21 protein-coding genes are annotated in these 19,014 nt (G+C 71.3%); 14 read left to right on the plus strand and 7 right to left on the minus strand.

Annotated elements, in window-relative coordinates:
- Window positions 1-85 precede the first annotated feature (85 nt).
- A complete protein-coding gene (locus tag ASF37_RS17500; RefSeq protein WP_200914511.1) occupies window positions 86-688 on the plus strand; it encodes a hypothetical protein in 603 nt (200 codons plus the stop codon).
- Window positions 689-698: 10 nt separating this feature from the next.
- Here ASF37_RS17500 and ASF37_RS13260 read toward each other — a convergent pair whose 3' ends face one another.
- Genes ASF37_RS13260 through ASF37_RS13270 form a run of 3 tightly spaced genes read right to left on the minus strand, consistent with a single transcriptional unit; the run spans window position 699 to window position 4,028 of the window.
- Window positions 699-1,148, minus strand: a complete 450-nt coding sequence (locus ASF37_RS13260) for an ASCH domain-containing protein (RefSeq protein ID WP_200931233.1) — start codon at window positions 1,146-1,148, stop codon at window positions 699-701.
- Window positions 1,145-2,566: a serine hydrolase gene (locus tag ASF37_RS13265; protein WP_235500002.1), complete on the minus strand. Its 1,422-nt coding sequence runs from the start codon at window positions 2,564-2,566 to the stop codon at window positions 1,145-1,147. Before ASF37_RS13265 ends, ASF37_RS13260 begins: the two co-directional genes overlap by 4 nt.
- Entirely contained in the window at window positions 2,559-4,028 is a 1,470-nt protein-coding gene (locus ASF37_RS13270; RefSeq protein ID WP_235497669.1) for a leucyl aminopeptidase, read from the minus strand. The genes ASF37_RS13265 and ASF37_RS13270 overlap by 8 nt, the downstream gene beginning before the upstream one ends.
- Before the next feature lie 63 nt (window positions 4,029-4,091).
- Between ASF37_RS13270 and gcvT the strand changes: the two genes are divergently transcribed.
- Window positions 4,092-5,207, plus strand: a complete 1,116-nt coding sequence (gene gcvT, locus ASF37_RS13275) for a glycine cleavage system aminomethyltransferase GcvT (protein WP_056581149.1) — start codon at window positions 4,092-4,094, stop codon at window positions 5,205-5,207.
- Window positions 5,208-5,289: 82 nt separating this feature from the next.
- A complete protein-coding gene (locus ASF37_RS13280) occupies window positions 5,290-5,484 on the plus strand; it encodes a hypothetical protein (protein ID WP_055965659.1) in 195 nt (64 codons plus the stop codon).
- Between the two features lie 49 nt (window positions 5,485-5,533).
- On the opposite strand, the gene ASF37_RS13285 is transcribed toward ASF37_RS13280, so the two are convergent.
- On the minus strand, window positions 5,534-6,520 hold the full coding sequence (locus ASF37_RS13285; protein WP_056581155.1) for a YafY family protein: 987 nt from the start codon (window positions 6,518-6,520) through the stop codon (window positions 5,534-5,536).
- A gap of 100 nt (window positions 6,521-6,620) precedes the next feature.
- On the opposite strand from ASF37_RS13285, the gene ASF37_RS13290 reads away from it, so the two are divergent.
- The gene (locus ASF37_RS13290) at window positions 6,621-7,076 is read left to right on the plus strand and encodes a VOC family protein (RefSeq protein ID WP_055965663.1); all 456 of its coding nucleotides are present in this window, start codon (window positions 6,621-6,623) and stop codon (window positions 7,074-7,076) included.
- A gap of 31 nt (window positions 7,077-7,107) precedes the next feature.
- On the opposite strand, the gene ASF37_RS13295 is transcribed toward ASF37_RS13290, so the two are convergent.
- Genes ASF37_RS13295 through ASF37_RS13305 form a run of 3 tightly spaced genes read right to left on the minus strand, consistent with a single transcriptional unit; the run spans window position 7,108 to window position 9,523 of the window.
- Window positions 7,108-7,674, minus strand: coding sequence for a DUF3043 domain-containing protein (locus ASF37_RS13295; protein WP_056581158.1), 567 nt, complete (start codon window positions 7,672-7,674; stop codon window positions 7,108-7,110).
- 33 nt (window positions 7,675-7,707) lie between these two features.
- A complete protein-coding gene (locus tag ASF37_RS13300; protein WP_056555559.1) occupies window positions 7,708-8,316 on the minus strand; it encodes a hypothetical protein in 609 nt (202 codons plus the stop codon).
- Complete coding sequence (locus ASF37_RS13305) at window positions 8,306-9,523, minus strand: SGNH/GDSL hydrolase family protein (protein WP_162237355.1); 1,218 nt, start codon at window positions 9,521-9,523, stop codon at window positions 8,306-8,308. The genes ASF37_RS13300 and ASF37_RS13305 overlap by 11 nt, the downstream gene beginning before the upstream one ends.
- A 118-nt stretch (window positions 9,524-9,641) precedes the next feature.
- Between ASF37_RS13305 and ASF37_RS13310 the strand changes: the two genes are divergently transcribed.
- The 10 genes from ASF37_RS13310 (at window position 9,642) to ASF37_RS13355 (ending at window position 18,987) form a co-directional block, all read left to right on the plus strand.
- Window positions 9,642-10,355 (plus strand): PspA/IM30 family protein, encoded by a 714-nt coding sequence (locus ASF37_RS13310; protein ID WP_055965671.1) that lies wholly within the window; start codon window positions 9,642-9,644, stop codon window positions 10,353-10,355.
- Window positions 10,356-10,374: 19 nt separating this feature from the next.
- A complete protein-coding gene (gene htpX, locus ASF37_RS13315) occupies window positions 10,375-11,226 on the plus strand; it encodes a zinc metalloprotease HtpX (protein WP_235500010.1) in 852 nt (283 codons plus the stop codon).
- 27 nt (window positions 11,227-11,253) lie between these two features.
- On the plus strand, window positions 11,254-11,826 hold the full coding sequence (locus tag ASF37_RS13320) for a hypothetical protein (protein WP_055965673.1): 573 nt from the start codon (window positions 11,254-11,256) through the stop codon (window positions 11,824-11,826).
- A 63-nt stretch (window positions 11,827-11,889) separates the two neighbouring features.
- Window positions 11,890-13,158, plus strand: a complete 1,269-nt coding sequence (locus ASF37_RS13325; RefSeq protein WP_055965675.1) for an aminotransferase class I/II-fold pyridoxal phosphate-dependent enzyme — start codon at window positions 11,890-11,892, stop codon at window positions 13,156-13,158.
- 5 nt (window positions 13,159-13,163) lie between these two features.
- Entirely contained in the window at window positions 13,164-14,264 is a 1,101-nt protein-coding gene (locus ASF37_RS13330; protein ID WP_056555565.1) for a glycerate kinase, read from the plus strand.
- A 112-nt stretch (window positions 14,265-14,376) separates the two neighbouring features.
- On the plus strand, window positions 14,377-14,769 hold the full coding sequence (locus ASF37_RS13335) for an iron-sulfur cluster assembly accessory protein (protein WP_055965679.1): 393 nt from the start codon (window positions 14,377-14,379) through the stop codon (window positions 14,767-14,769).
- A 104-nt stretch (window positions 14,770-14,873) separates the two neighbouring features.
- Window positions 14,874-15,857, plus strand: a complete 984-nt coding sequence (locus ASF37_RS13340) for a carbohydrate kinase family protein (protein ID WP_055965681.1) — start codon at window positions 14,874-14,876, stop codon at window positions 15,855-15,857.
- A 122-nt stretch (window positions 15,858-15,979) separates the two neighbouring features.
- Window positions 15,980-16,825: a cytochrome c oxidase subunit II gene (gene coxB / locus ASF37_RS13345; RefSeq protein ID WP_055965683.1), complete on the plus strand. Its 846-nt coding sequence runs from the start codon at window positions 15,980-15,982 to the stop codon at window positions 16,823-16,825.
- Entirely contained in the window at window positions 16,825-18,579 is a 1,755-nt protein-coding gene (gene ctaD / locus ASF37_RS13350) for a cytochrome c oxidase subunit I (RefSeq protein ID WP_056555568.1), read from the plus strand. Before coxB ends, ctaD begins: the two co-directional genes overlap by 1 nt.
- 3 nt (window positions 18,580-18,582) lie before the next feature.
- Window positions 18,583-18,987: a cytochrome c oxidase subunit 4 gene (locus tag ASF37_RS13355; RefSeq protein ID WP_311209294.1), complete on the plus strand. Its 405-nt coding sequence runs from the start codon at window positions 18,583-18,585 to the stop codon at window positions 18,985-18,987.
- The last annotated feature ends 27 nt before the right edge of the window (window positions 18,988-19,014 follow it).

Below are 19,014 nucleotides of genomic sequence, written 5' to 3' on the forward strand. Positions count from 1 at the left end.
CCGTGGGGCGCCGCCCGGCGACCTGCCGCGCGGGTCCCTGCGCGATTCTCCCGGTCGTCCACCAGTCGTCGGGCAGAATGTCGCCATGGCTCTGTTCGGCCGCCGACGCGGCAGCTCCGATCGTCGCGCGACGCGTGACGACATGGCCACGCTGCGCGCCTGGGCGGGGGAGCGTGACGGCGTCGAGGCGTACGTCGAGCCGCGCACGTCGTTCAATGAGCCGACGGTCGTCCTCGTGGCGTCGGACGGTGAGTCCATCCGCCGTCGGGTCGAGTCGCCCAAGGCGGCCGCCGACCTCGCCCGCAAGCTGGCGATCCCCGTCTACGACGCCAACCGGGTGGGGTACCCGCAGCGCATGCGCGACTACGCCGTGCGCAAGCAGGCCCGCGACACCGGTCGGGCGCGCTCGTCCGCGCCGGGCCCGCGTCGCTCCACGCCCGGTGGCTCCACGGCGCCGGCGCCGTCGGGCCCGCGTCCGCTCTCGCCGCGCGAGCGCGACGCGATCGCCACCCTCCAGGTGTCGGCCGACGTCACGGGCGACGCCACCGTCCGCCCCGACGACGAGGTGCTCCGTCGCTGGTGGAAGCAGGCGCGTGCCCGCTCCCACCCCGACCGCCGCGGTGGCGACCGCAGCGAGTGGGACGAGGTCGAGCAGGCCGCCCGCACCCTCGGCCTCGCCGGCGACTGACCCGCACGCCTCAGTCGGCGTGCTCGGGGGGCCAGACGACCGTGAACCGCTCGAAGACGACCTCGACGTGGTCGACATCGGCCTCGTCGGCCAGCCCGAGTCCGCGCGCCACGTAGCGGCGGTGCTCCCGCAGCCAGGAGTCACGGGTGCGGTCGTCCTCGCCCTCGTCCCATGCGAAGACGTCGTCGACGGAGTCGAGCCGTCCCGAGCGCACGTCGGTGGTGCGCAGCACGACGCGTGACCGCCCGGAGCCGTCCTCCACCACCCAGTGGCCGCCCAGCACGACGGGCTCGTCGGGGTCGGGCAGTCCGCAGGTGGCCCGCTTCGGGCCGTGGAGCACGTAGTCGAGGAGCCGGTCCGCCATCGCGGCCGAGCTGCCGAACGGTCCGACAGCGGGCACCTCGTCGCGGTGCTGTGGGTGCGCCGCGACGTAGGCGGCCCAGAGCGGATCGTCGCTCACGACCAGCCCGCCTCGTCGAGCCCGCCCGGGACCTCGACGTCGGGCGACGCGTCGTACGGGGTCCGGGTGAACGCGAACGTGGCGAGGTCCAGCTGGACGGGTCGGCCGTCGGCGTCGCGGCGCACCGTGAGCCGCTCGTTCTCGTAGTAGCCCTCGAGACCGACCCACGCACCGTCGGCGGTGGAGGCGAAGCGCGCACCGCGGCCCTGCCCGGGCTCGCCGAGGACGAGCTGGTCCCCGTCGAGCCGGACGGTGTAGCGGGACGTCCCCCAGAACCAGTCACCCACGAGGTCGAGCCTCTCCCGCTGGGCAGTCGCACGGCGCCACGGCGCCGAGGCGACCGGCTCGCGATCGCGCACGAGGTCCAGCAGGTCGGTCCCGACCGGGCCCAGCCCCGAGGTGGTGTTGGCCAGCACCACGACGCCGTCGCCTGACTCGACGTCGACGCGCAGCGAGGCCAGGAAGCCCGGCATGGATCCGCCGTGGCCGACGTACCGGCGGCCCGCGACGTTCCAGACCTGCCACCCGAGCGCGTGGGCGCCTGTCCACGGCTGTCCGGTGACGTCGCTCACCGCGACGGGCCGGAGCATCTCGCGCAGCGTGGCGTCATCGAGCAGCCCGGCGGTGTGGCCGGCGGCGAAGGCGGCCCACCGGGCCAGGTCCTCGGCGCTGGACCAGAGCTGGCCGGCCGGGGCCAGGGCAGCGGCGTCGTGCTCGGGCTCGACGTGCGCCAGGTCGGCGAACGGGTGGACCGCGAGTCCGGGGGCGGCGTCGTCGGTCGGCCGGTGGCTGGTGGCCACCATGCCGAGGGGATCGAGCAGGTCCTCGTGCACGGTGTCGTGCCAGGGCCGACCCCGCAGCCGGGAGACGAGCTCGCCGAGCACGCCGAAGCCGGTGTTGGAGTAGTGGAAGCGGGTGCCGGGCGTGAACAGCAGGCGCGGTCCCGACGCCAGCAGCTCGTCCCAGGCCTGGCCGGGCGTCCGCTCCCACCACGGTCCGTTGGTCTCGGCCTGCAGGCCCGACGTGTGGCTCAGGAGCTGGGCGACCGTGACCGGTAGGTCGGTGCCGCTCGCCGCCCGGGGCCCGGCACCCCCGCCGAGCTCCGGCAGGTGGTCGCCGATCCGGTCGTTCAGGTCGAGCAGACCAGCGTCGCGCAGCTGCAGCACCTGGGTGCCGACGAACGTCTTGGTGATGGACCCGATCCGGTACTGGGTCTGCGGCGTGGCGAGCGGGGAGTCCGCCTTGCCGTCGAGGTGGCCGGCCGCACCGCTCCACACCACCGCACCTCCGCGCACGACGGCCGCCGTGACCGAGGGGACGCGGCGGCGGACCTGCTCCTCGGCGAGGCGGGCGTCGAGGGCACGACGGGTGCCCTCCAGCAGTGGTCCGACCTCGGTGGCGGGTCGGTCCTCAGGCACCGGCGGCGGCCAGGTCGCTCGCCAGACGCACGAGCGTGCGGACCGACACCCCGGTCCCGCCCGACGGCGTGTAGCCGTGCTCGGCGCCGTCGTTGAACGACGGACCGGCGATGTCCAGGTGCGCCCACGGGGTCTCGCCGACGAACTCGCGCAGGAAGGCGGCCGCGAACAGGGTCCCGCCGTACGGCTTCGGGTTGTGCTGGCGGATGTCGGCGATCTTGGAGGACGTGACGGCGGACTTCATCTCCTCGACGATCGGCAGCGGCCACATCGACTCCCCGGTGGCCTTCGCGGCGTCGAGGACCGACTCGCTCAGCGCGTCGTCGTTGCCGAGCACGCCGCTGGTGCGCTCACCGAGCGCCACGACGCACGCACCGGTCAGCGTCGCGACGTCGATGATGCGGTCGGCGCCGGCCTCCACCGCCAGGGAGAGACCGTCGGCGAGCACGAGGCGACCCTCGGCGTCGGTGTTGTGCACCTCGACGGTGGAGCCGGAGCGCATCGTGAGCACGTCGCCGGGGCGGGTGGCCGAGCCGCTGGGCATGTTCTCGGCGAGGCAGGCGAACGCCGTGACCTTGATCGGCAGCCCGAGCTCGGCGATGGCCAGGGTCGCGGCCACGACCGCAGCCGCGCCCGCCATGTCGATCTTCATGGTCTGCATGCCGGCGCCGCTCTTGATCGAGAGGCCGCCCGAGTCGAAGGTGATGCCCTTGCCCACGAGGGCGAGGTGGGTGACGGGCTTGCGGGGCTCGTAGCTGAGGCGCACCAGCCGGGGCGGCGCGTCGGACCCGGCGCCCACGCCGAGGATGCCGCCGCAGTGCTCCTTCTCGAGGCGCTTCTCGTCCCACACCGAGACCTTGACGGGGGTGCCACCGGCGCGCTCGACGATCTGGTCGGCGAAGGCCGGCGGCCGCAGGTCGCCGGGCGGGGTGTTCACCCAGTCACGCGCCAGGGCCGTGGCGCGGGCCACCACTGCGGCGCGCTCGACGGCGTCGACGACCGTCGACTGGCGGGCGAAGGCGGACAGCACGGTGAGGGTCCGCACGCGATCGTCGTCGGACGTCGGCTTGGTCTTGTAGGCCTCGTAGCGGTAGGAGCCGAGCAGGGCGCCCTCCGCCACGGCCGTGACCTCGTCGCCCTCGGCCGGGTGCAGGGCCAGCGCCACGGACGTGGCCTTGGTGCGGGCCGCCGCACGCACGCCGCTCGCGGCCGCACGGCGCAGCTCCTCCGCATCGGGCTCGGCGCTCAGGCCCACGGCCACCACCGTCGAGACCTTGGCGGCCTCGCCGGCAGGGACGGTGACGACCTGGCCCTTCTCGCCGGTGAAGCCCAGCAGGGCCAGCGTCGAGGCGTGGTCGCCGGCGTCGTCGTCGTTGCGCACGCCCAGCACGAGGACGTCGGCCTTGACCGACGACGGCTTGGCTGTGCTGACCGAGACGTCAGGCAGAAGGGACTCGTTCACGCGCGACGGCGTCGAAGGGGCCATGGATCCCATGTAATCACGCAGGCCGCTAGGTTGAGTCGCATGGACCTGCTCCGCTCGCCGCTGCACGACCACCACGTGGCCCTGGGGGCCAAGATGGCCGAGTTCGGCGGGTGGACGATGCCGCTGGAGTATCCCTCGGAGTCCGGCGGCGGGGTGCTCGCCGAGCACGCGGCCGTGCGGGAGGCTGCGGGCCTGTTCGACGTGAGCCACCTGGGCAAGGCGAGCGTGCGGGGGGCGGGCGCCCTCGACCACGTGAACGCCGTCCTCACCAACGACCTGCGGCGCATCGGCCCCGGACAGGCGCAGTACACGCTCTGCTGCGACGAGACCGGTGGCACGGTCGACGACCTCATCGCCTACGTCCGCAGCGAGTTCGACGTCTTCCTCGTGCCGAACGCCGCGAACACCGCCGCCGTGGTCGCGCAGCTGCAGGCGTCGGCCCCGGAGGGGGTCGAGGTCGTCGACCGGCACCGCGAGCTCGCCGTGCTGGCGGTGCAGGGTCCGTCGAGCGAGGCCGTCCTCGAGGCGGTCGGCGTGCCCGTCGACCACGCGTACATGTCGTTCGTCGAGGCGCCCGTGGGTGGCGCCGAGGCCATCGTGTGCCGCACCGGCTACACCGGTGAGAAGGGCTACGAGCTCGTGGTCCGGGCCGACGACGCCCCCGCGGTGTGGGAGGCGCTCCTGGCGGCCGGCGCGCCGCACGGTCTGCGGCCCTGCGGCCTCGGTGCCCGCGACACGCTCCGAACCGAGATGGGGTATCCGCTGCACGGCCACGAGCTGTCCCTCGAGATCTCGCCGGTCATGGCGCGCGCGGGCTGGGCGGTCGGCTGGGACAAGCCCACGTTCGCCGGCAAGGACGCCCTGACCCGCCAGCGCGAGGAGAAGACCGTGCCGCTGGTGCGTGGCCTCCTGGCTGCAGGACGCGGCATCCCGCGTCCTGGGATGGTCGTGCGGTCCGTCGGCCCCGACGGCGAGCCCGGCGACGTGGTCGGCGAGGTCACGTCGGGGACCTTCTCGCCGACGCTGCGCCAGGGTGTCGGCCTGGCCCTCCTGGACCGGTCCGTCGGCGACGGTGACGACGTGGTCGTGGAGGTCCGCAGGCGTGCGGAGCGCTTCACGGTCACCAAGCCGCCGTTCGTCACGACCTCGACCTGACGACTTCCGACGCGACACGGGCCGTGGCCTGCGCGACGATGACCGGACCGAACGACTGCTGGACCGAACGAGGAGGACGGCGATGAGCTGGAGCTGGGTGCTGGAGACCGCCGACGGGCAGGACAAGGGCCGGTCGGAGGAGTTCGACAGCCGCGGTGACGCGGAGTCGTGGGTGGGGGAGACGTTCTCCGAGCTGATCGACCAGGGCGTCGACCAGGTCCGGCTGCTCGACGGCGACACCGAGGTCTACGGACCGATGTCGCTGCACAGCGCGTAGCCGTCGAGCCGCTCGCCGCCCGGGGCGTGCGAAGCGGGACCCGGCCGCTTCACGGTTGGGCGGACGCGCCGCCGGCCCGGTCGTAGCGCTCCGCGAGGAGGGCGAAGGCCGAGACCAGCTCCGGCGGACCGACGACGTCCATCGCCGACTCGAACCTCCCGAACCAGGCGGCCAGCGCGCCCCAGGACCAGGAGCCGGTCTCGATGCTGCAGCGGTGGTCGTCGAGTGCGACGAGCACCCCGTCGTCCACGAAGGGGCGTACCTCGTGCGCCGGCCGGTGCAGCACGACCGTGCCGCGGCAGGGCCACGCGTCCAGGTCCGACCCCTTGAACCGTGCCGACACGAACGCCTGCACGTCGCCGCCCGGCACGGACCGTGGCTGGAACCGCGGCCCGGTCGGCGTGCGCGGGCCGACGCGGTCGGCGCTGAAGATCCGCCAGTCCTCGCGGTCGAGGTCCCACCCGACGAGGTACCACCGTCCGGAGGAGCTGACCAGGTGGTGCGGCTCGACACGTCGCGCCGCAGGGACGTCGTCACCCGCGTCCGGTGCTCCTCTCGCGACGTAGTCGAAGCGGAGGACCTCGCGATCCCGTATCGCGTTGGCGAGGGTGACGAGGACGTCGACCGCCACGCTCGGGCGTGCCGTGCCCCGGGATCGGATCGTGGTCACCTGCAGCGCGTCCAGGCGGTGCCGCAGCCGCGCGGGCATCACCTGACGGATCGTGACGAGGGCGCGGACCGCGGCCTCCTCGATGCCGACGCCGGAGGCCGGTGCGGTCTGCAGCGCGACGGCCACCGCGACGGTCTGGTCGTCGTCGAAGAGCAACGGGGGCAGCTCGGAACCGGCAGCGAGCCGGTAGCCGCCGTCCGGGCCCGTGGCGGCCTGGATGGTGTAGCCCATCTCACGGAGTCTCTCGACGTCGCGGCGCACCGTGCGGTCGCTGACCTCCAGCCGCGAGGCGAGGAGGGGACCCGGCCAGTCCCGCCGTGCCTGGAGCAACGACAGCAGACGCAGGAGCCTGGCGGTGGTGGTCACAGGGTCGAGATTACGTGGAGTTCAGGACAGAAGCCGGCCTGAACGGGTGTCACGGTGGGTCCACCGGCCGACGCGGCCGGCCACCACCGAAGGAGAAGACATGACCATCCAGACCGTCACCCACCTGAACTTCCGCGGCGACGCCCGCGCGGCGCTCGAGCTCTACCAGTCCGTGTTCGGCGGCCACCTCGCCATCACCACCTACGCCGACGCCGGCATGCCGGCCGACGCGCCCGGGGCGGGTGCGGTCCTCTTCGGCCTGGTGTCCGCCGACAACGGGTTCCGCGTGATGGGCTACGACGTCCCCGGCCGGACCGAGGGCATGCTCGTCGGCGGAGGCACCACCCGCCGGGAGAACCACACGACGCTCACCGAGCAGGCGGTGTTCGTCTCGGTCGCGTCGGACACCCTCGAGGAGCTCCAGGGCTACTGGGACGACCTCGCGGTGCAGGGCGTCGTCGTCGAGGCGCTCGCGGCCTCGGCCTGGAGCGCAGGGTTCGGCATGCTCACCGACCGGTTCGGCGTCACGTGGAGCTTCAGCGTCGTGCCGTCCTGACCGCGTCGCGGCGGCGCTGCGACCTGGTGGTCTAGTAGCGGTCCCGCAACGGGGCGCCGCGATCGATGGAGACGGCCGGCAGCCGGAAGCGACGCAGCTGGGTGCTGCGCAGCACCGAGTAGCCGACGGCACCCTTCGTGGGGGTGTCCGGGAACCGCTCACGCAGACCGCGCTTGAGGCCGCGGACCATGACCACCTCGTCGAGGATCGTGAGCAGCAGGATGACCGCCCACGCGTAGAAGACGACGAGCTGGGCCCAGGGCTGGTTGATGAAGCTCAGCACCAGCACGAGCAGCAGGATCGGGAGCAGGTACTCGGCGACGTTGCGACGGCGGTCGACGAAGTCCCGGGCGAAGGCGCGGACCGGTCCGCGGTCACGGGGCGGCAGGTCGGAGCCCTTGCCGGCGCGGAGCGCCTCCTGCTGCCGCTGGCGCAGCTGCGCGCGGGCGTCGCGCTCTCGACGCATCTGTTCCTTGCGCGTCAGGGGCGTCTTCATGGCCTTCTTGCGGGCGGCCTCGGCCTCCTTGCGACTGGGAGTCGCGCGGCCCTTGGCGTTGTTGCTCTGGCGGTCGTCCGGGGCGGCGTTGTCCTGCGTCACGGCGTCACCCTACACAGGAGGACCTCGCCATCCTCACCCCTGCAGGCGGTCGTCCACGTCGCGCGCGATGGTCGCCTGCTCCTGCGTCGGGACCGACGTGTCACCCGTCGCGACGAGGACCACGACGACCTCGGCGCGCCGGAACACGACCACGCGGAACCGGTTGCCGGCGCCGTCGTCGTAGTCCCAGCCCACCTGCTGGTCGCCGAGCCCGTCGAGCTCGTCCTCGGGGACGGGCTCGGTCGTGAACCCCTCCTCCTCGCACGTGGTCCGGACCGCCACGAGAGCGTCGAGGGTGTCGGTGGCGGCCTGCTCGTCCGCGACCATCCCGTACTCGAGCACGGAGCGCGGCAGCCCCTCCTGCTCGTAGTAGGAGACGCGACCCTCCTTGACGTCTGCGGGCTCGGCGGGGACGCCGCAGTAGCGGGGCTTGCCGGGGTTGCCCGAGATGCGCTCGCTGGCCGGCACGCGGACCCAGCCCTTCGGCAGCCCGTCCTCCGGCAGGATCGTGAGGTCGGCGCGCTGGTCGGCGGACGTGCGCTCGGGCGCGGCGGGCTCGTCGCCGCCCGTGCAGCCGCTCACCGTCACCAGGAGGGTGACGGCGAGCAGCGACGCGACGCGGGTGAACGGGTCACGGACCATTGCGGATCGCCTCCTCGAGGATGGCGGCCATCTCCTCGTGTCCTCGGTCGTTGGGGTGGTAGCTGCCGTTCTTGTCGGGCTTGCCGTCGGCGATGCGGACCTCGATGTTGTTCATGCAGGCGTTGGAGGTGCCGATCTCGCACCCGTTGAAGGCGTCGTACATGTCGACGTACTGGAAGGCACCGGGGTTCTCCTCGTTGAGCTCGTTCACGAGGTCCTCGATCTGGCCGTCCATGTCCTCGACCAGGTCGTTGATGGCCAGGATGTCATCGGTGTCGATCTGCGTGCCGTCGCTCCACGCGCTGCCCGGGTCCTCGGGGAAGAAGCGCGGGTAGCCGAGCACCAGGATCCTCGCGTTCGGGGCCTGCTCGCGGATCTGCGGCAGCAGCTCGCGCATGTTCTCGATGGCCTGGGCGATGTTCTCGTCGGCCTCGTCGCGCTCGGACTGGTTGTCGAAGCAGCTGTGGAACGGGTTCATCCCGTCCTTGATGCACTGCTCGAGCGTGTTCGCGAACTTCGCGTCGTTGCCACCGATGGTGAAGGTGACCAGGCTGGTGTCCTCGTCGAGGTTGTCCAGCTGCGCCGGTTCGTCGTCGTTGTCGCTGTTGGGCTCGGTGAAGTCCTCGGTGACGGCACCGGAGCAGGCCGCGAAGGTGTAGCCGCCGGCGAAGTCGAACGTGTCGTTGATCTGCTGGGAGTACGCGCCCTCGGACCGGTGGCACATGTTGTTGTACGGCGCCTCGGTCTGGGTGACCGGGACCTCGACGCAGCCGTACTGGTGGCAGTAGAGCTGCGGCTGGGGATTGCCGTCCTCGTCGAGGTTCTCGTAGTAGTCCTCGGCCTCGGAGGCGTAGTTCTCGTCGGTGTCGGGGTCGTACTCCGAGCCGCCCTCCCCGGAGGAGAAGGAGTCGCCGAGGGCGACGTACTCGCCGGCCTCGGCCTGCTCCTGCGGTGTGAGCGAGGGGTCGAGATAGGTCGGCACCGTCGAGTCGCCGGGCAGGGGCGCGGTGGGCTCCGGCACCTCGCCGCAGTCGCTGCCGCCGGTGATCTCGCAGATCTTGGTGCTGACGGTGGCCCTGATGGGCTCGCTGTTCGCCGTGATGGTCCAGACGATCCCGCCGACCAGGATCGCGGCGAGGACGATGACGCCCACGAGCTCGAGCGAGCCTTGGCCCCGCTCGAAGCGTCGTGGTCGCACTGTCTGCATGGCTCCATGGAAGCGAGACGGGTACCCGGGCGCCCAGGGCCCTGGGACCCAGATGCTCCGCTGCGGCGTCCGTCGGTCGTGCAGCCCCGGTCGTGCACGGTGCCCGTACTCTGGCGCCATGGGGATCGGACGCAGGATTCGCGACATCTGGCGGTCGCGGTCGCACCAGGAGCTCGACGGCGACGCGTTGCGCAGCTCGCTCGACGACACCTACCGGGGTCAGCTGGCCCACCTGCAGCGCGTGCGTCGCGGCGTCGCGGACGTCACCACGAGCCGCAAGCGCGTCGAGGTGCGGCTCCGCCAGCTCGAGCAGCAGTCCAGCACCTTCGAGGGCCAGGCGCGCGAGGCCGTCGCCCGGGGTGACGACGACGCGGCCCGCGCGGCACTCGGGCGCAAGGTCGGGCTCGAGGAGGCCCTGGCGGACCTGCGCGAGCGGCACGCCGCCCTCCAGAAGGAGGAGGCCACGATCACCGACGCGGCGACCCGCCTGGAGCAGAACATCGAGGACTTCCGGCTCCGCAAGGACACGCTCACGGCCCGCCAGTCCGCGGCCGAGGCCCGTTCGCAGCTGACCAGCGCCGACTCCGGCATCACCTCCTCGCTCAGCACCGTCAACCAGCAGATGGAGGCGGCCGAGCGGCACACCCGAGAGCTCGAGGCCAAGGCCGACGCCGTGGACGAGCTCGTCGCCGACGGGGTCGTCGCGCGGCCGGGCGAGGACACCGCCGACCTCGAGGCGCGCCGCTTCGACCGCGAGCTCGGGATCGACCCGTCCTCCACGGACACCGAGTCAGGGGAGGACGGCCGTGGCCCGCACCAGATTCAGGCCTGACGCGGGGCTCTCCCGACGGATGTTCGGGGTGAGCCTCGGGCTCGGCGCCCTCTACGTCGCCTTCGGCGCGATCCTGATCAACTTCTCCGGCAGTGCGGTCGTCGGGCTCGTCATCGTGATCGCCATGGCCTGGGGCCAGTGGTACTTCTCCGACAAGCTCGCCCTGCGGTCCATGGGCGCGAAGGTCGTGACCCCGGAGCAGGCCCCCGAGCTGCACGCCATGATCGACCGGCTGTGCGTCATGGCCGACATGCCCAAGCCGACGGTGGCCGTCGCGGTCACCGACATGCCGAACGCCTTCGCGACCGGCCGCACGCCCAGCCACTCCGCGGTGTGCGTCACGACCGGCATCATGCAGCGTCTCGACGCCGACGAGCTCGAGGGCGTGCTCGCGCACGAGCTGGCCCACGTGGCCAACCGCGACGTCTCGGTCATGACGGTCGCCTCGTCGCTGGGCCTGCTGGCCGGCTTCATCACCCGCTGGGGCCTGTACTTCGGCCGGGGCGGCAGCAACCGCAACGGCAACAACGTGCCCTTCATCGTCGTGTTCCTCGTGAGCATGGTGGTGTACTTCATCAGCTTCCTGCTGACCCGGGCGCTGTCGCGGTACCGCGAGCTCAGCGCGGACCGCAGCGGGGCGTACCTCACGGGGCGTCCCTCGAAGCTGGCGTCGGCCCTCACCAAGATCTCGGGCGACATGAGCCGCATCCCCAACAAGGACCTGCGCGACTCCCAGGCCCTGAGCGCGTTCTTCTTCGCGCCGGCCATCAGCCGCGCGTCGGCCGGTGCCCTCATGGCCACCCACCCGCCGCTGGAGCAGCGCCTGGCGCAGCTGGCCAAGGTCGGCGCCGAGCTCTCGGATCCGATCTGATGGGCCCGATCTGATGGGCCCGATCTGATGGGCTGGCTCGACGGGATCCTCGGGCGCTCCAAGCCGCCGGAGGCCGACCTCGACGTGCTGTTCGGCGTGCCCCAGGCGGGGTTGTCGCTGCAGGCTGCCGGCTTCACGGCCACGGGCGCCGGAGCCGTGTGCTTCCGCGACGTCGATGGCGTGAGCGACGACCAGGTCGTGGCCGAGGTGCAGCAGGTCATCGGGACCGACGCCTCGGCGGCGGTCGAGCTGAGCGACGACGGGCGAGGCTTCCGCTGGATGCAGGTGACCCGGTCGCCGGGCGACCTCACCGGCCTGGTCACCGACCTTCACGCGGCGAACTCCTCGCTCGCCGACGCCGGGTACGGACCCCAGCTCCTGTGCTCCACGGTCCTGTTCACGGCACCTTCCGGCGGAGCGCTGGCGCTGGTCTACCTGTTCAAGCAGGGCACCTTCTACCCGTTCGCGCCGGTCGCCGGCCAGCGTCGGGACAACCCGGTCGAGATCCAGGTCCGCGCGCTCGTCGAGGGTGACGTCCCGGTCGAGCCGAAGCTCGAGCGGTGGCTCGCGCTGTGGGGTGCGCCGGGCCTGTCCGTCTAGGGCACTCGGGCGCGCACTGCGGCTGGGGCGTCCGGGTCGGCCGGTCTTGGGTAGGTTGGGACCGTGAGCCTCGACACCCTCTCGACCGCAGAGATCAGCGCCCTCCACGACGAGCAGACGGCCGCCTACGAACGCCTCAAGGCAGCCGGTCTCGCCCTCGACATCACGCGCGGCAAGCCGTCCGCGGCCCAGCTCGACCTGTCGAACGCCCTGCTCGACCTCCCGGGCCAGGACTACAAGGACGGCGCGGGCACCGACACCCGCAACTACGGCGGCATCGTGGGCAACGCCGACCTGCGCGGGATCTTCGCCGAACTGCTGCACGTGCCGGTCGACCAGGTGGTCGCGGGCGACAACGCGAGCCTGGCGATCATGCACGACCTGGTGGTGCTCGCCATGCTCAAGGGCACGGTCGGCTCGACGCGTCCGTGGTCGCAGGAGGACGAGGTCGTCTTCCTCTGCCCCGCGCCCGGCTACGACCGGCACTTCGCGATCTGCGAGCAGTACGGCATCACCATGCGCACCATCGAGATGCACGACGACGGCCCCGACATGGCCGCCGTGCGCGAGGCCGTCACCGACCCGGCCGTCAAGGGGATCTGGATCGTCCCCACGTACGCCAACCCCACGGGTGCGGTCGTCAGCGAGGCGAAGGCCGCCGAGCTGGCCGCCCTCGAGACCGCCGCACCCGACTTCCGCATCTTCTGGGACAACGCGTACGCCGTGCACCACCTGACCGAGGAGCGCACCAAGACCGCCGACATCGTCGGCCTGTGCGCCGCCTCCGGGCACCCGGACCGTCCCTTCGTGCTCGCGTCGACCTCCAAGATCACCTTCGCCGGGTCCGGGGTCAGCTTCTTCGCCTCGTCGCCGGAGAACGTCGCCTGGTACACGGGACTCATCGGCAAGCGGACGATCGGTCCCGACAAGGTCAACCAGCTGCGCCACCTGCGGCACCTCGTCGACGTCGACGGCGTGCACGCGCTCATGGACCGGCACCGCGAGATCCTCGCCCCGAAGTTCGCGGTGGTGCTCGAGGTCCTGTCCGAGCGACTCGGCGGACACGACGTGGCCACGTGGACCGAGCCCAAGGGCGGCTACTTCGTGAGCCTCGACGTCCCGGACGGCTGCGCGACGAGGGTCGTGCAGCTGGCCAAGGAGGCCGGCATCGCCCTCACCCCGGCCGGTGCCTCGTTCCCGTACGGCAAGGACCCGCGCGACCGCAACATCCGCATCGCGCCGTCGTTCCCGCCCATCGAGGAGCTGCGGACGGCCATGGAGGGACTCGCCACGTGCGTGCTCCTCGCGGCCACCGAGCAACGACTGGCCTGACGACCGTGCGGGTGCTCGTGGCGCCGGACAAGTTCGCCGGGACGCTGGGCGCCCCCGAGGCGGCCAGGGCGATCGCGCGCGGCTGGGCCCGTGCGGCGCCCCACGACGAGATCGTGCGGCTGCCCATGGCCGACGGTGGCCCCGGCTTCGTCGACGCGCTCCACGACGCCCTCGGCGGTCACCTCCACGTCGTGACGGTGACCGGGTCGACCGGGGTCGACGTCCCGATGACGGTCCTCGTCGTCGACGACGTCGCGTACCTGGAGTCGGCACAGGCCTGCGGGCTCCAGCTCGGACCGCCGTCGGCGAGGTCGGCGAGCACGTGGGGCGTGGGTCAGGCGATCGCGGCCGCCGTGGAGCTCGGCGTCGAGTCGGTGGTCGTGGGTCTGGGCGGCAGCGCCACCAACGACGGGGGCGCCGGACTGCTGGGCGCGCTCGGAGCGGTGGCCGACCGCCCGCTCGACGCCGGGCCCGACGGGCTCAGCGGCATCACACGGGTCGACCTCGAGCCGGCTCGCGCGGCAGTCGGCCAGGTGCGCCTCGTGGCGGCGAGCGACGTCGACGTGCCCCTGCTCGGGATGTTCGGTGCGACCAAGACCTTCGGGCCGCAGAAGGGCCTCTCCGACGCCGACGTGGTCGAGGTCGACGGACTGCTCGACCGGTTCGTCGAGGCGGCCTGCGGCTCGACCCCGGCGGAACGGCGGGTCGCGGACTCGCCGGGTGCCGGCGCTGCGGGCGGCCTCGGGCTCGCGCTCCTCCTCCTGGGCGCGGAGCGCCGGCCCGGTGTCGCGGTCGTGGCCGACGCCGTGGGTCTGGACGCCGCGTGCGCCGCGGCCGACCTGGTGGTCTCGGGGGAGGGTGCCTACGACCACACGTCGCGCAGCGGCAAGGTCGTGCACGGCGTGGCGCAGGTGGCAGCACGCCATGCCCGTCCGTGCGTGGCGATCGCCGGCCAGGTCACGGTGGGCGCGCGCGAGATGCGCGCCATGGGCGTGGAGTCGGCGTACGCGGTGCTCGACGTCGTGGGGGAGGAGCGTGCCTTCGCCGATCCGGCCGGCTCGCTGAGCGAGGTGGCCGAGCGGGTCGCCCGCACCTGGTCCAGGTGAGCCCGCGGCGGAGCACGTGGTGATCGCGCCCAGGTCGAGCACGTACGATGGAACAGAACCGGCCTCCTCCTGGTTTGCACCAGGGAGACCACCCGAGACCGACGGAGATGACATGAGCGTCGACAGCAGCACGACCCCCGACACGGCCACCACCGCCACCGACGGCGTCACCGCGCCCGCCGAGGGCGTGACGTTGTCCGCCAACGCCGCCGACAAGGTCCGGAGCCTGCTCGCGCAGGAGGGTCGCGACGACCTCGCCCTGCGGATCGCCGTGCAGCCCGGTGGCTGCTCCGGCCTGCGCTACCAGCTCTTCTTCGACGAGCGCACGCTCGACGGCGACGAGGTCCGCGACTTCGACGGCGTCAACGTCGTCGTCGACCGCATGAGCCTGCCCTACCTGGGCGGAGCCACCATCGACTTCGTCGACACGATCGAGAAGCAGGGCTTCACCATCGACAACCCGATGGCCACCGGTTCCTGCGCCTGCGGCGACTCGTTCCACTGACCTTTCGAGGGGTCGCCCACGAGCGGCGACGCCCGAGGTCACGCACGACCTCCTCACACGACGGCCTCCTGCGCACGCAGGGGGCCGTCGTCTAGTCTCGTCGGGTGCATCTCGCGATCGCCGGTTCCGTGGCCACCGACCACCTGCAGGTCTTCACGGGAAGGTTCTCGGACTCCCTGGTCCCCGACCAGCTGGACAAGCTGTCCGTCTCCTTCCTCGTCGAGGACCTCGACATCCGCCGAGGAGGGTGTGCGGCGAACATCTCCTTCGCCCTGGCCGCACTCGGCCACCGACCGACGCTCGTGGCCTCGGTCGGCACCGACTTCGTGGAGCAGGGCTACCGCACCTGGCTCGAGGACGCGGGCGTCGACTGCTCCCTCGTCCACGTCTCGCCCACGGCCCACACGGCCCTGTGCACCATCACGACGGACGACGCCCACGCGCAGATCGTCACGTTCTACCCCGGTGCCATGGCCGAGGCGCGGCGCATCGACGTGGGGGAGATCCACCGCGAGCGGCCGATCGACCTGCTGCTCATCGGACCGGACGACCCGGCCGGCATGCAGCGCCACACCGAGACGGCCCGGTCGCTCGGCATCCCGTTCGCCGCGGACCCCTCGCAGCAGCTCGCCTGGGCCGGCGGCGACCTGATCCGTGACCTCGTCGACGGTGCCGCCTACCTGTTCAGCAACGACTACGAGGACGCCCTCATCCAGAGCAAGACCGGCTGGTCGGCCGACGACGTGCAGGCGCGCGTCGGCACCCGCGTCGTCACGCGCGGCAAGGACGGCGTCACGGTGTACCCGTCCGAGGGCCCGGCCGTCGAGGTCGCGGCCATCCCGGGCGTGACGTCGGTCGACCCGACCGGTGTGGGCGACAGCTTCCGCGCCGGGTTCCTCGCCGGTGTGGCCGCGGGTCTGACCCTCGAGCGGTGCGCCCAGATCGGCTGCACCATCGCTGCGAGCGTCGTCGAGACGACCGGCACGCAGGAGTACCGCCTGACCCGCGAGGCGTTCCTCGGACGACTCGAGGGAGCCTACGGCGAGGCCGCCCGGGTCGAGGTCGGCGCCGCCCTGAGCCTGGTGTGAGCTCACCCCGTGAGGGCACCCTAGGAAGGGTGCCCTTACCTCCTCGTCACGGACGACGTCGGGGTACTGTTCTTGTGTCATCGCATGACTGGTGTGGACTAGAAAGGCGCCTCGTGGGTCGGATGAAGTTGGCGGCTGCTGTCGTCCTCGCGGTTCTCCTCAGTGCTTGCTCGCCCGTCGCGGACAACGACATCGAGCGGCTCGCGCTGCCGGTCGCCGCGAGTGATCGGTCGCAGCCCGTGTGGGACCTGTGGCTCGGCGCCTGGATCGCCGTCCTCGTCGTGTTCGTGCTCGTCTTCGGCCTGATCGTCTACGCGTCGGTCCGGTACCGGCGTCGCAGCGACGACGAGATCCCGACGCAGGTGCGCTACAACCTCCCGCTGGAGGCGCTGTACACGATCGCACCGGTCGTGGTCGTCGCGGTCTTCTTCTTCCACACCGTCACGAGCCAGAACGAGGTGCTCGAGGAGGTCGAGAACCCCGATCACACGATCCAGGTCGTCGGCTCCAAGTGGCAGTGGGCCTTCAACTACCTCGACGAGCAGGCCACGCAGGGCGAGGACGTGTACGACTTCGGCACGCCCGCCCAGCCGGCCGAGCTGTGGCTCCCGCTGGGTGAGTCGGTGCGGTTCAACCTGACGAGCCCCGACGTGATCCACTCGTTCTGGATCCCGGAGTTCTACTTCAAGATGGACGTCGTGCCGGGCCGTGAGAACAGCTTCGACATGACGCCGACCCGCGAGGGCACGTTCACGGGCCGCTGCGCAGAGCTCTGCGGCCTGTACCACTCGCGCATGATCTTCAAGGTGAACGTCGTGTCGCCCGAGGAGTACGAGGCGCACCTGCAGGACCTGGTCGAGATCGGCCAGGTGGGTGCACCCGCCGGACAGAAGGAGGCCGACACGGTCGCCGGCCTGCGCGGCGAGGAGAGCGGCGACGAGAGCGTCCAGGAAGGTGCGGGTAACTGATGGCTACGACTGCGGCATTCGACGACGGTCGGGAGACCACCGTCATCCGTGAGACGACGCTCGGCCAGAAGGTCGTGGGCGTGCTGACGACGACCGATCACAAGGTGATCGGCAACATGTACCTCGTCACGTCGTTCATCTTCTTCCTCATCGGCGGCGTCCTGGCGCTGGCGATCCGCGCGAACCTCGCGCAGCCGGGATCGAACCTGCTGAGCGACGAGGCCTACAACCAGGCCTTCACCATGCACGGCACGATCATGCTGCTGATGTTCGCGACGCCGCTGTTCTTCGGCTTCGGCAACGCGATCATGCCGCTGCAGATCGGTGCGCCCGACGTCGCCTTCCCGCGCCTGAACATGTTCAGCTACTGGCTGTACCTGTTCGGCTCCACCATCGTGGTCGGCGGACTGTTCGTCCCCGGCGGCGCCGCCAGCTTCGGCTGGTTCGCGTACGCCCCGCTGTCCGACGGCGTGAACTCGCCCGGCATGGGCGGCGACCTCTGGGTCATGGGCCTGTGGATGTCGGGCCTGGGCACGATCCTGGGTGCGGTCAACTTCATCACCACGATCTTCTGCATGCGCGTGCCCGGCATGACGATGTTCCGGATGCCGATCTTCGTCTGGAACACGCTCGTCACCAGCCTGCTGGTGCTCATCGCGTTCCCGATCTTCGCCGCCGCGCTGCTCACCCTCGCGGCCGACCGCATGCTCGGGGCCCACGTGTTCGACGCGGCCAACGGGGGGCCGATCCTCTGGCAGCACCTGTTCTGGTTCTTCGGGCACCCAGAGGTCTACATCATCGCCCTGCCGTTCTTCGGCATCATCTCCGAGATCCTGCCGGTCTTCAGCCGCAAGCCGATCTTCGGCTACGTCGGCCTGGTGGCCGCCACGCTGCTCATCGCGGCGCTCTCGGTCGCCGTCTGGGCGCACCACATGTTCGTCACCGGGGCGGTCGATCTCGCCTTCTTCAGCTTCATGACGTTCTTGATCGCAGTGCCGACAGGCGTGAAGTTCTTCAACTGGATCGGCACGTTGTGGGGCGGAAGTCTGTCCTTCGACACCCCGATGATCTTCTCGATCGGCTTCCTCACGACCTTCCTCTTCGGTGGTCTGACCGGCGTCATCCTGGCCTCGCCCACGCTCGACTTCCCGCTGTCGGACTCCTACTTCGTGGTGGCGCACTTCCACTACGTGGTCTTCGGCACCGTGGTGTTCGCGATGTTCGCGGGCTTCTACTTCTGGTGGCCCAAGCTCACGGGTCGGATGCTCGACGAGAAGCTGGGCAAGATCCACTTCTGGCTGCTGTTCATCGGCTTCCACCTGACGTTCCTCGTCCAGCACTGGCTGGGCGTGGAGGGCATGCCGCGTCGCTACGCCGACTACGGCCCGAACGACGGCTTCACGACGCTCAACGAGATCTCCTCGATCGGCGCGTTCCTGCTCGGCGCCTCCACGCTGCCGTTCTTCTGGAACGTCTGGAAGTCGCGCAAGAACCCGCTCGTCAAGCTCGACGACCCGTGGGGCTGGGGACGGTCGCTGGAGTGGGCCACGAGCTCGCCCCCGCCGCGCCACAACTTCCACTCGCTGCCGCGCGTGCGCAGCGAGAGCCCCGCGTTCGACCTGCACCACCCGGAGATCGCGGAGCTGGAGCTGCTGCACAACCCCGACGAGGGCGGTGTGTTCGCGGACGCTCCCAACACCAACGGCAAAGAGTCGGCCATAAGAGATGCCAAGCAGCAGAAGGACGGTCACTGAGCCATGAAGGGCATGAAGGCCGAGTACTGGACGATCATCTCCTGCGGGATCTTCTTCGTCTTCATCGCGCCGGTGTACTGGGTGCTCACCGAGGACCCCACAGGCACCACGGCGCTCGTCATGACGTTCCTGCTGTGCGCCCTGCTGGGCTTCTACCTGTACGTGGTGGCCAAGCAGATCCCGAGCCGTCCGGAGGACCTGGACGACGCCGAGATCGCCGACGGCGCCGGCGAGCTGGGCTTCTTCCCGCCCTACAGCTGGTGGCCGCTCTACTGCGCCCTGGCGCTCGGCACGATCGTGCTCGGCGTGGTCATCGGCTGGTGGCTGTTCATCATCGGCGCGACGATCGGTGCTGTGACCCTCTGCGGCTGGATCTTCGAGTACTACCGCGGCGTCCACGCCCACTGATCAGCCTGGATGTTGGTCCCCGCCGCG

The organism is Aeromicrobium sp. Leaf289 (assembly GCF_001423335.1).
GTDB lineage: Bacteria > Actinomycetota > Actinomycetes > Propionibacteriales > Nocardioidaceae > Aeromicrobium.

Bases quoted from the DNA above. Each gene is read 5' to 3' on its own strand.
- ASF37_RS13310 (WP_055965671.1), top strand. From the start codon at position 9,642: ATGGGGATCGGACGCAGGATTCGCGACATCTGGCGGTCGCGGTCGCAC.
- ASF37_RS13335 (WP_055965679.1), top strand. From the start codon at position 14,377: ATGAGCGTCGACAGCAGCACGACCCCCGACACGGCCACCACCGCCACC.
- ASF37_RS13290 (WP_055965663.1), top strand. From the start codon at position 6,621: ATGACCATCCAGACCGTCACCCACCTGAACTTCCGCGGCGACGCCCGC.
- coxB (WP_055965683.1), top strand. From the start codon at position 15,980: ATGAAGTTGGCGGCTGCTGTCGTCCTCGCGGTTCTCCTCAGTGCTTGC.
- ASF37_RS13280 (WP_055965659.1), top strand. From the start codon at position 5,290: ATGAGCTGGAGCTGGGTGCTGGAGACCGCCGACGGGCAGGACAAGGGC.
- ASF37_RS13300 (WP_056555559.1), bottom strand. From the start codon at position 8,316: ATGGTCCGTGACCCGTTCACCCGCGTCGCGTCGCTGCTCGCCGTCACC.
- ASF37_RS13320 (WP_055965673.1), top strand. From the start codon at position 11,254: ATGGGCTGGCTCGACGGGATCCTCGGGCGCTCCAAGCCGCCGGAGGCC.
- gcvT (WP_056581149.1), top strand. From the start codon at position 4,092: ATGGACCTGCTCCGCTCGCCGCTGCACGACCACCACGTGGCCCTGGGG.
- htpX (WP_235500010.1), top strand. From the start codon at position 10,375: ATGTTCGGGGTGAGCCTCGGGCTCGGCGCCCTCTACGTCGCCTTCGGC.
- ctaD (WP_056555568.1), top strand. From the start codon at position 16,825: ATGGCTACGACTGCGGCATTCGACGACGGTCGGGAGACCACCGTCATC.
- ASF37_RS17500 (WP_200914511.1), top strand. From the start codon at position 86: ATGGCTCTGTTCGGCCGCCGACGCGGCAGCTCCGATCGTCGCGCGACG.
- ASF37_RS13355 (WP_311209294.1), top strand. From the start codon at position 18,583: ATGAAGGGCATGAAGGCCGAGTACTGGACGATCATCTCCTGCGGGATC.
- ASF37_RS13305 (WP_162237355.1), bottom strand. From the start codon at position 9,523: ATGCAGACAGTGCGACCACGACGCTTCGAGCGGGGCCAAGGCTCGCTC.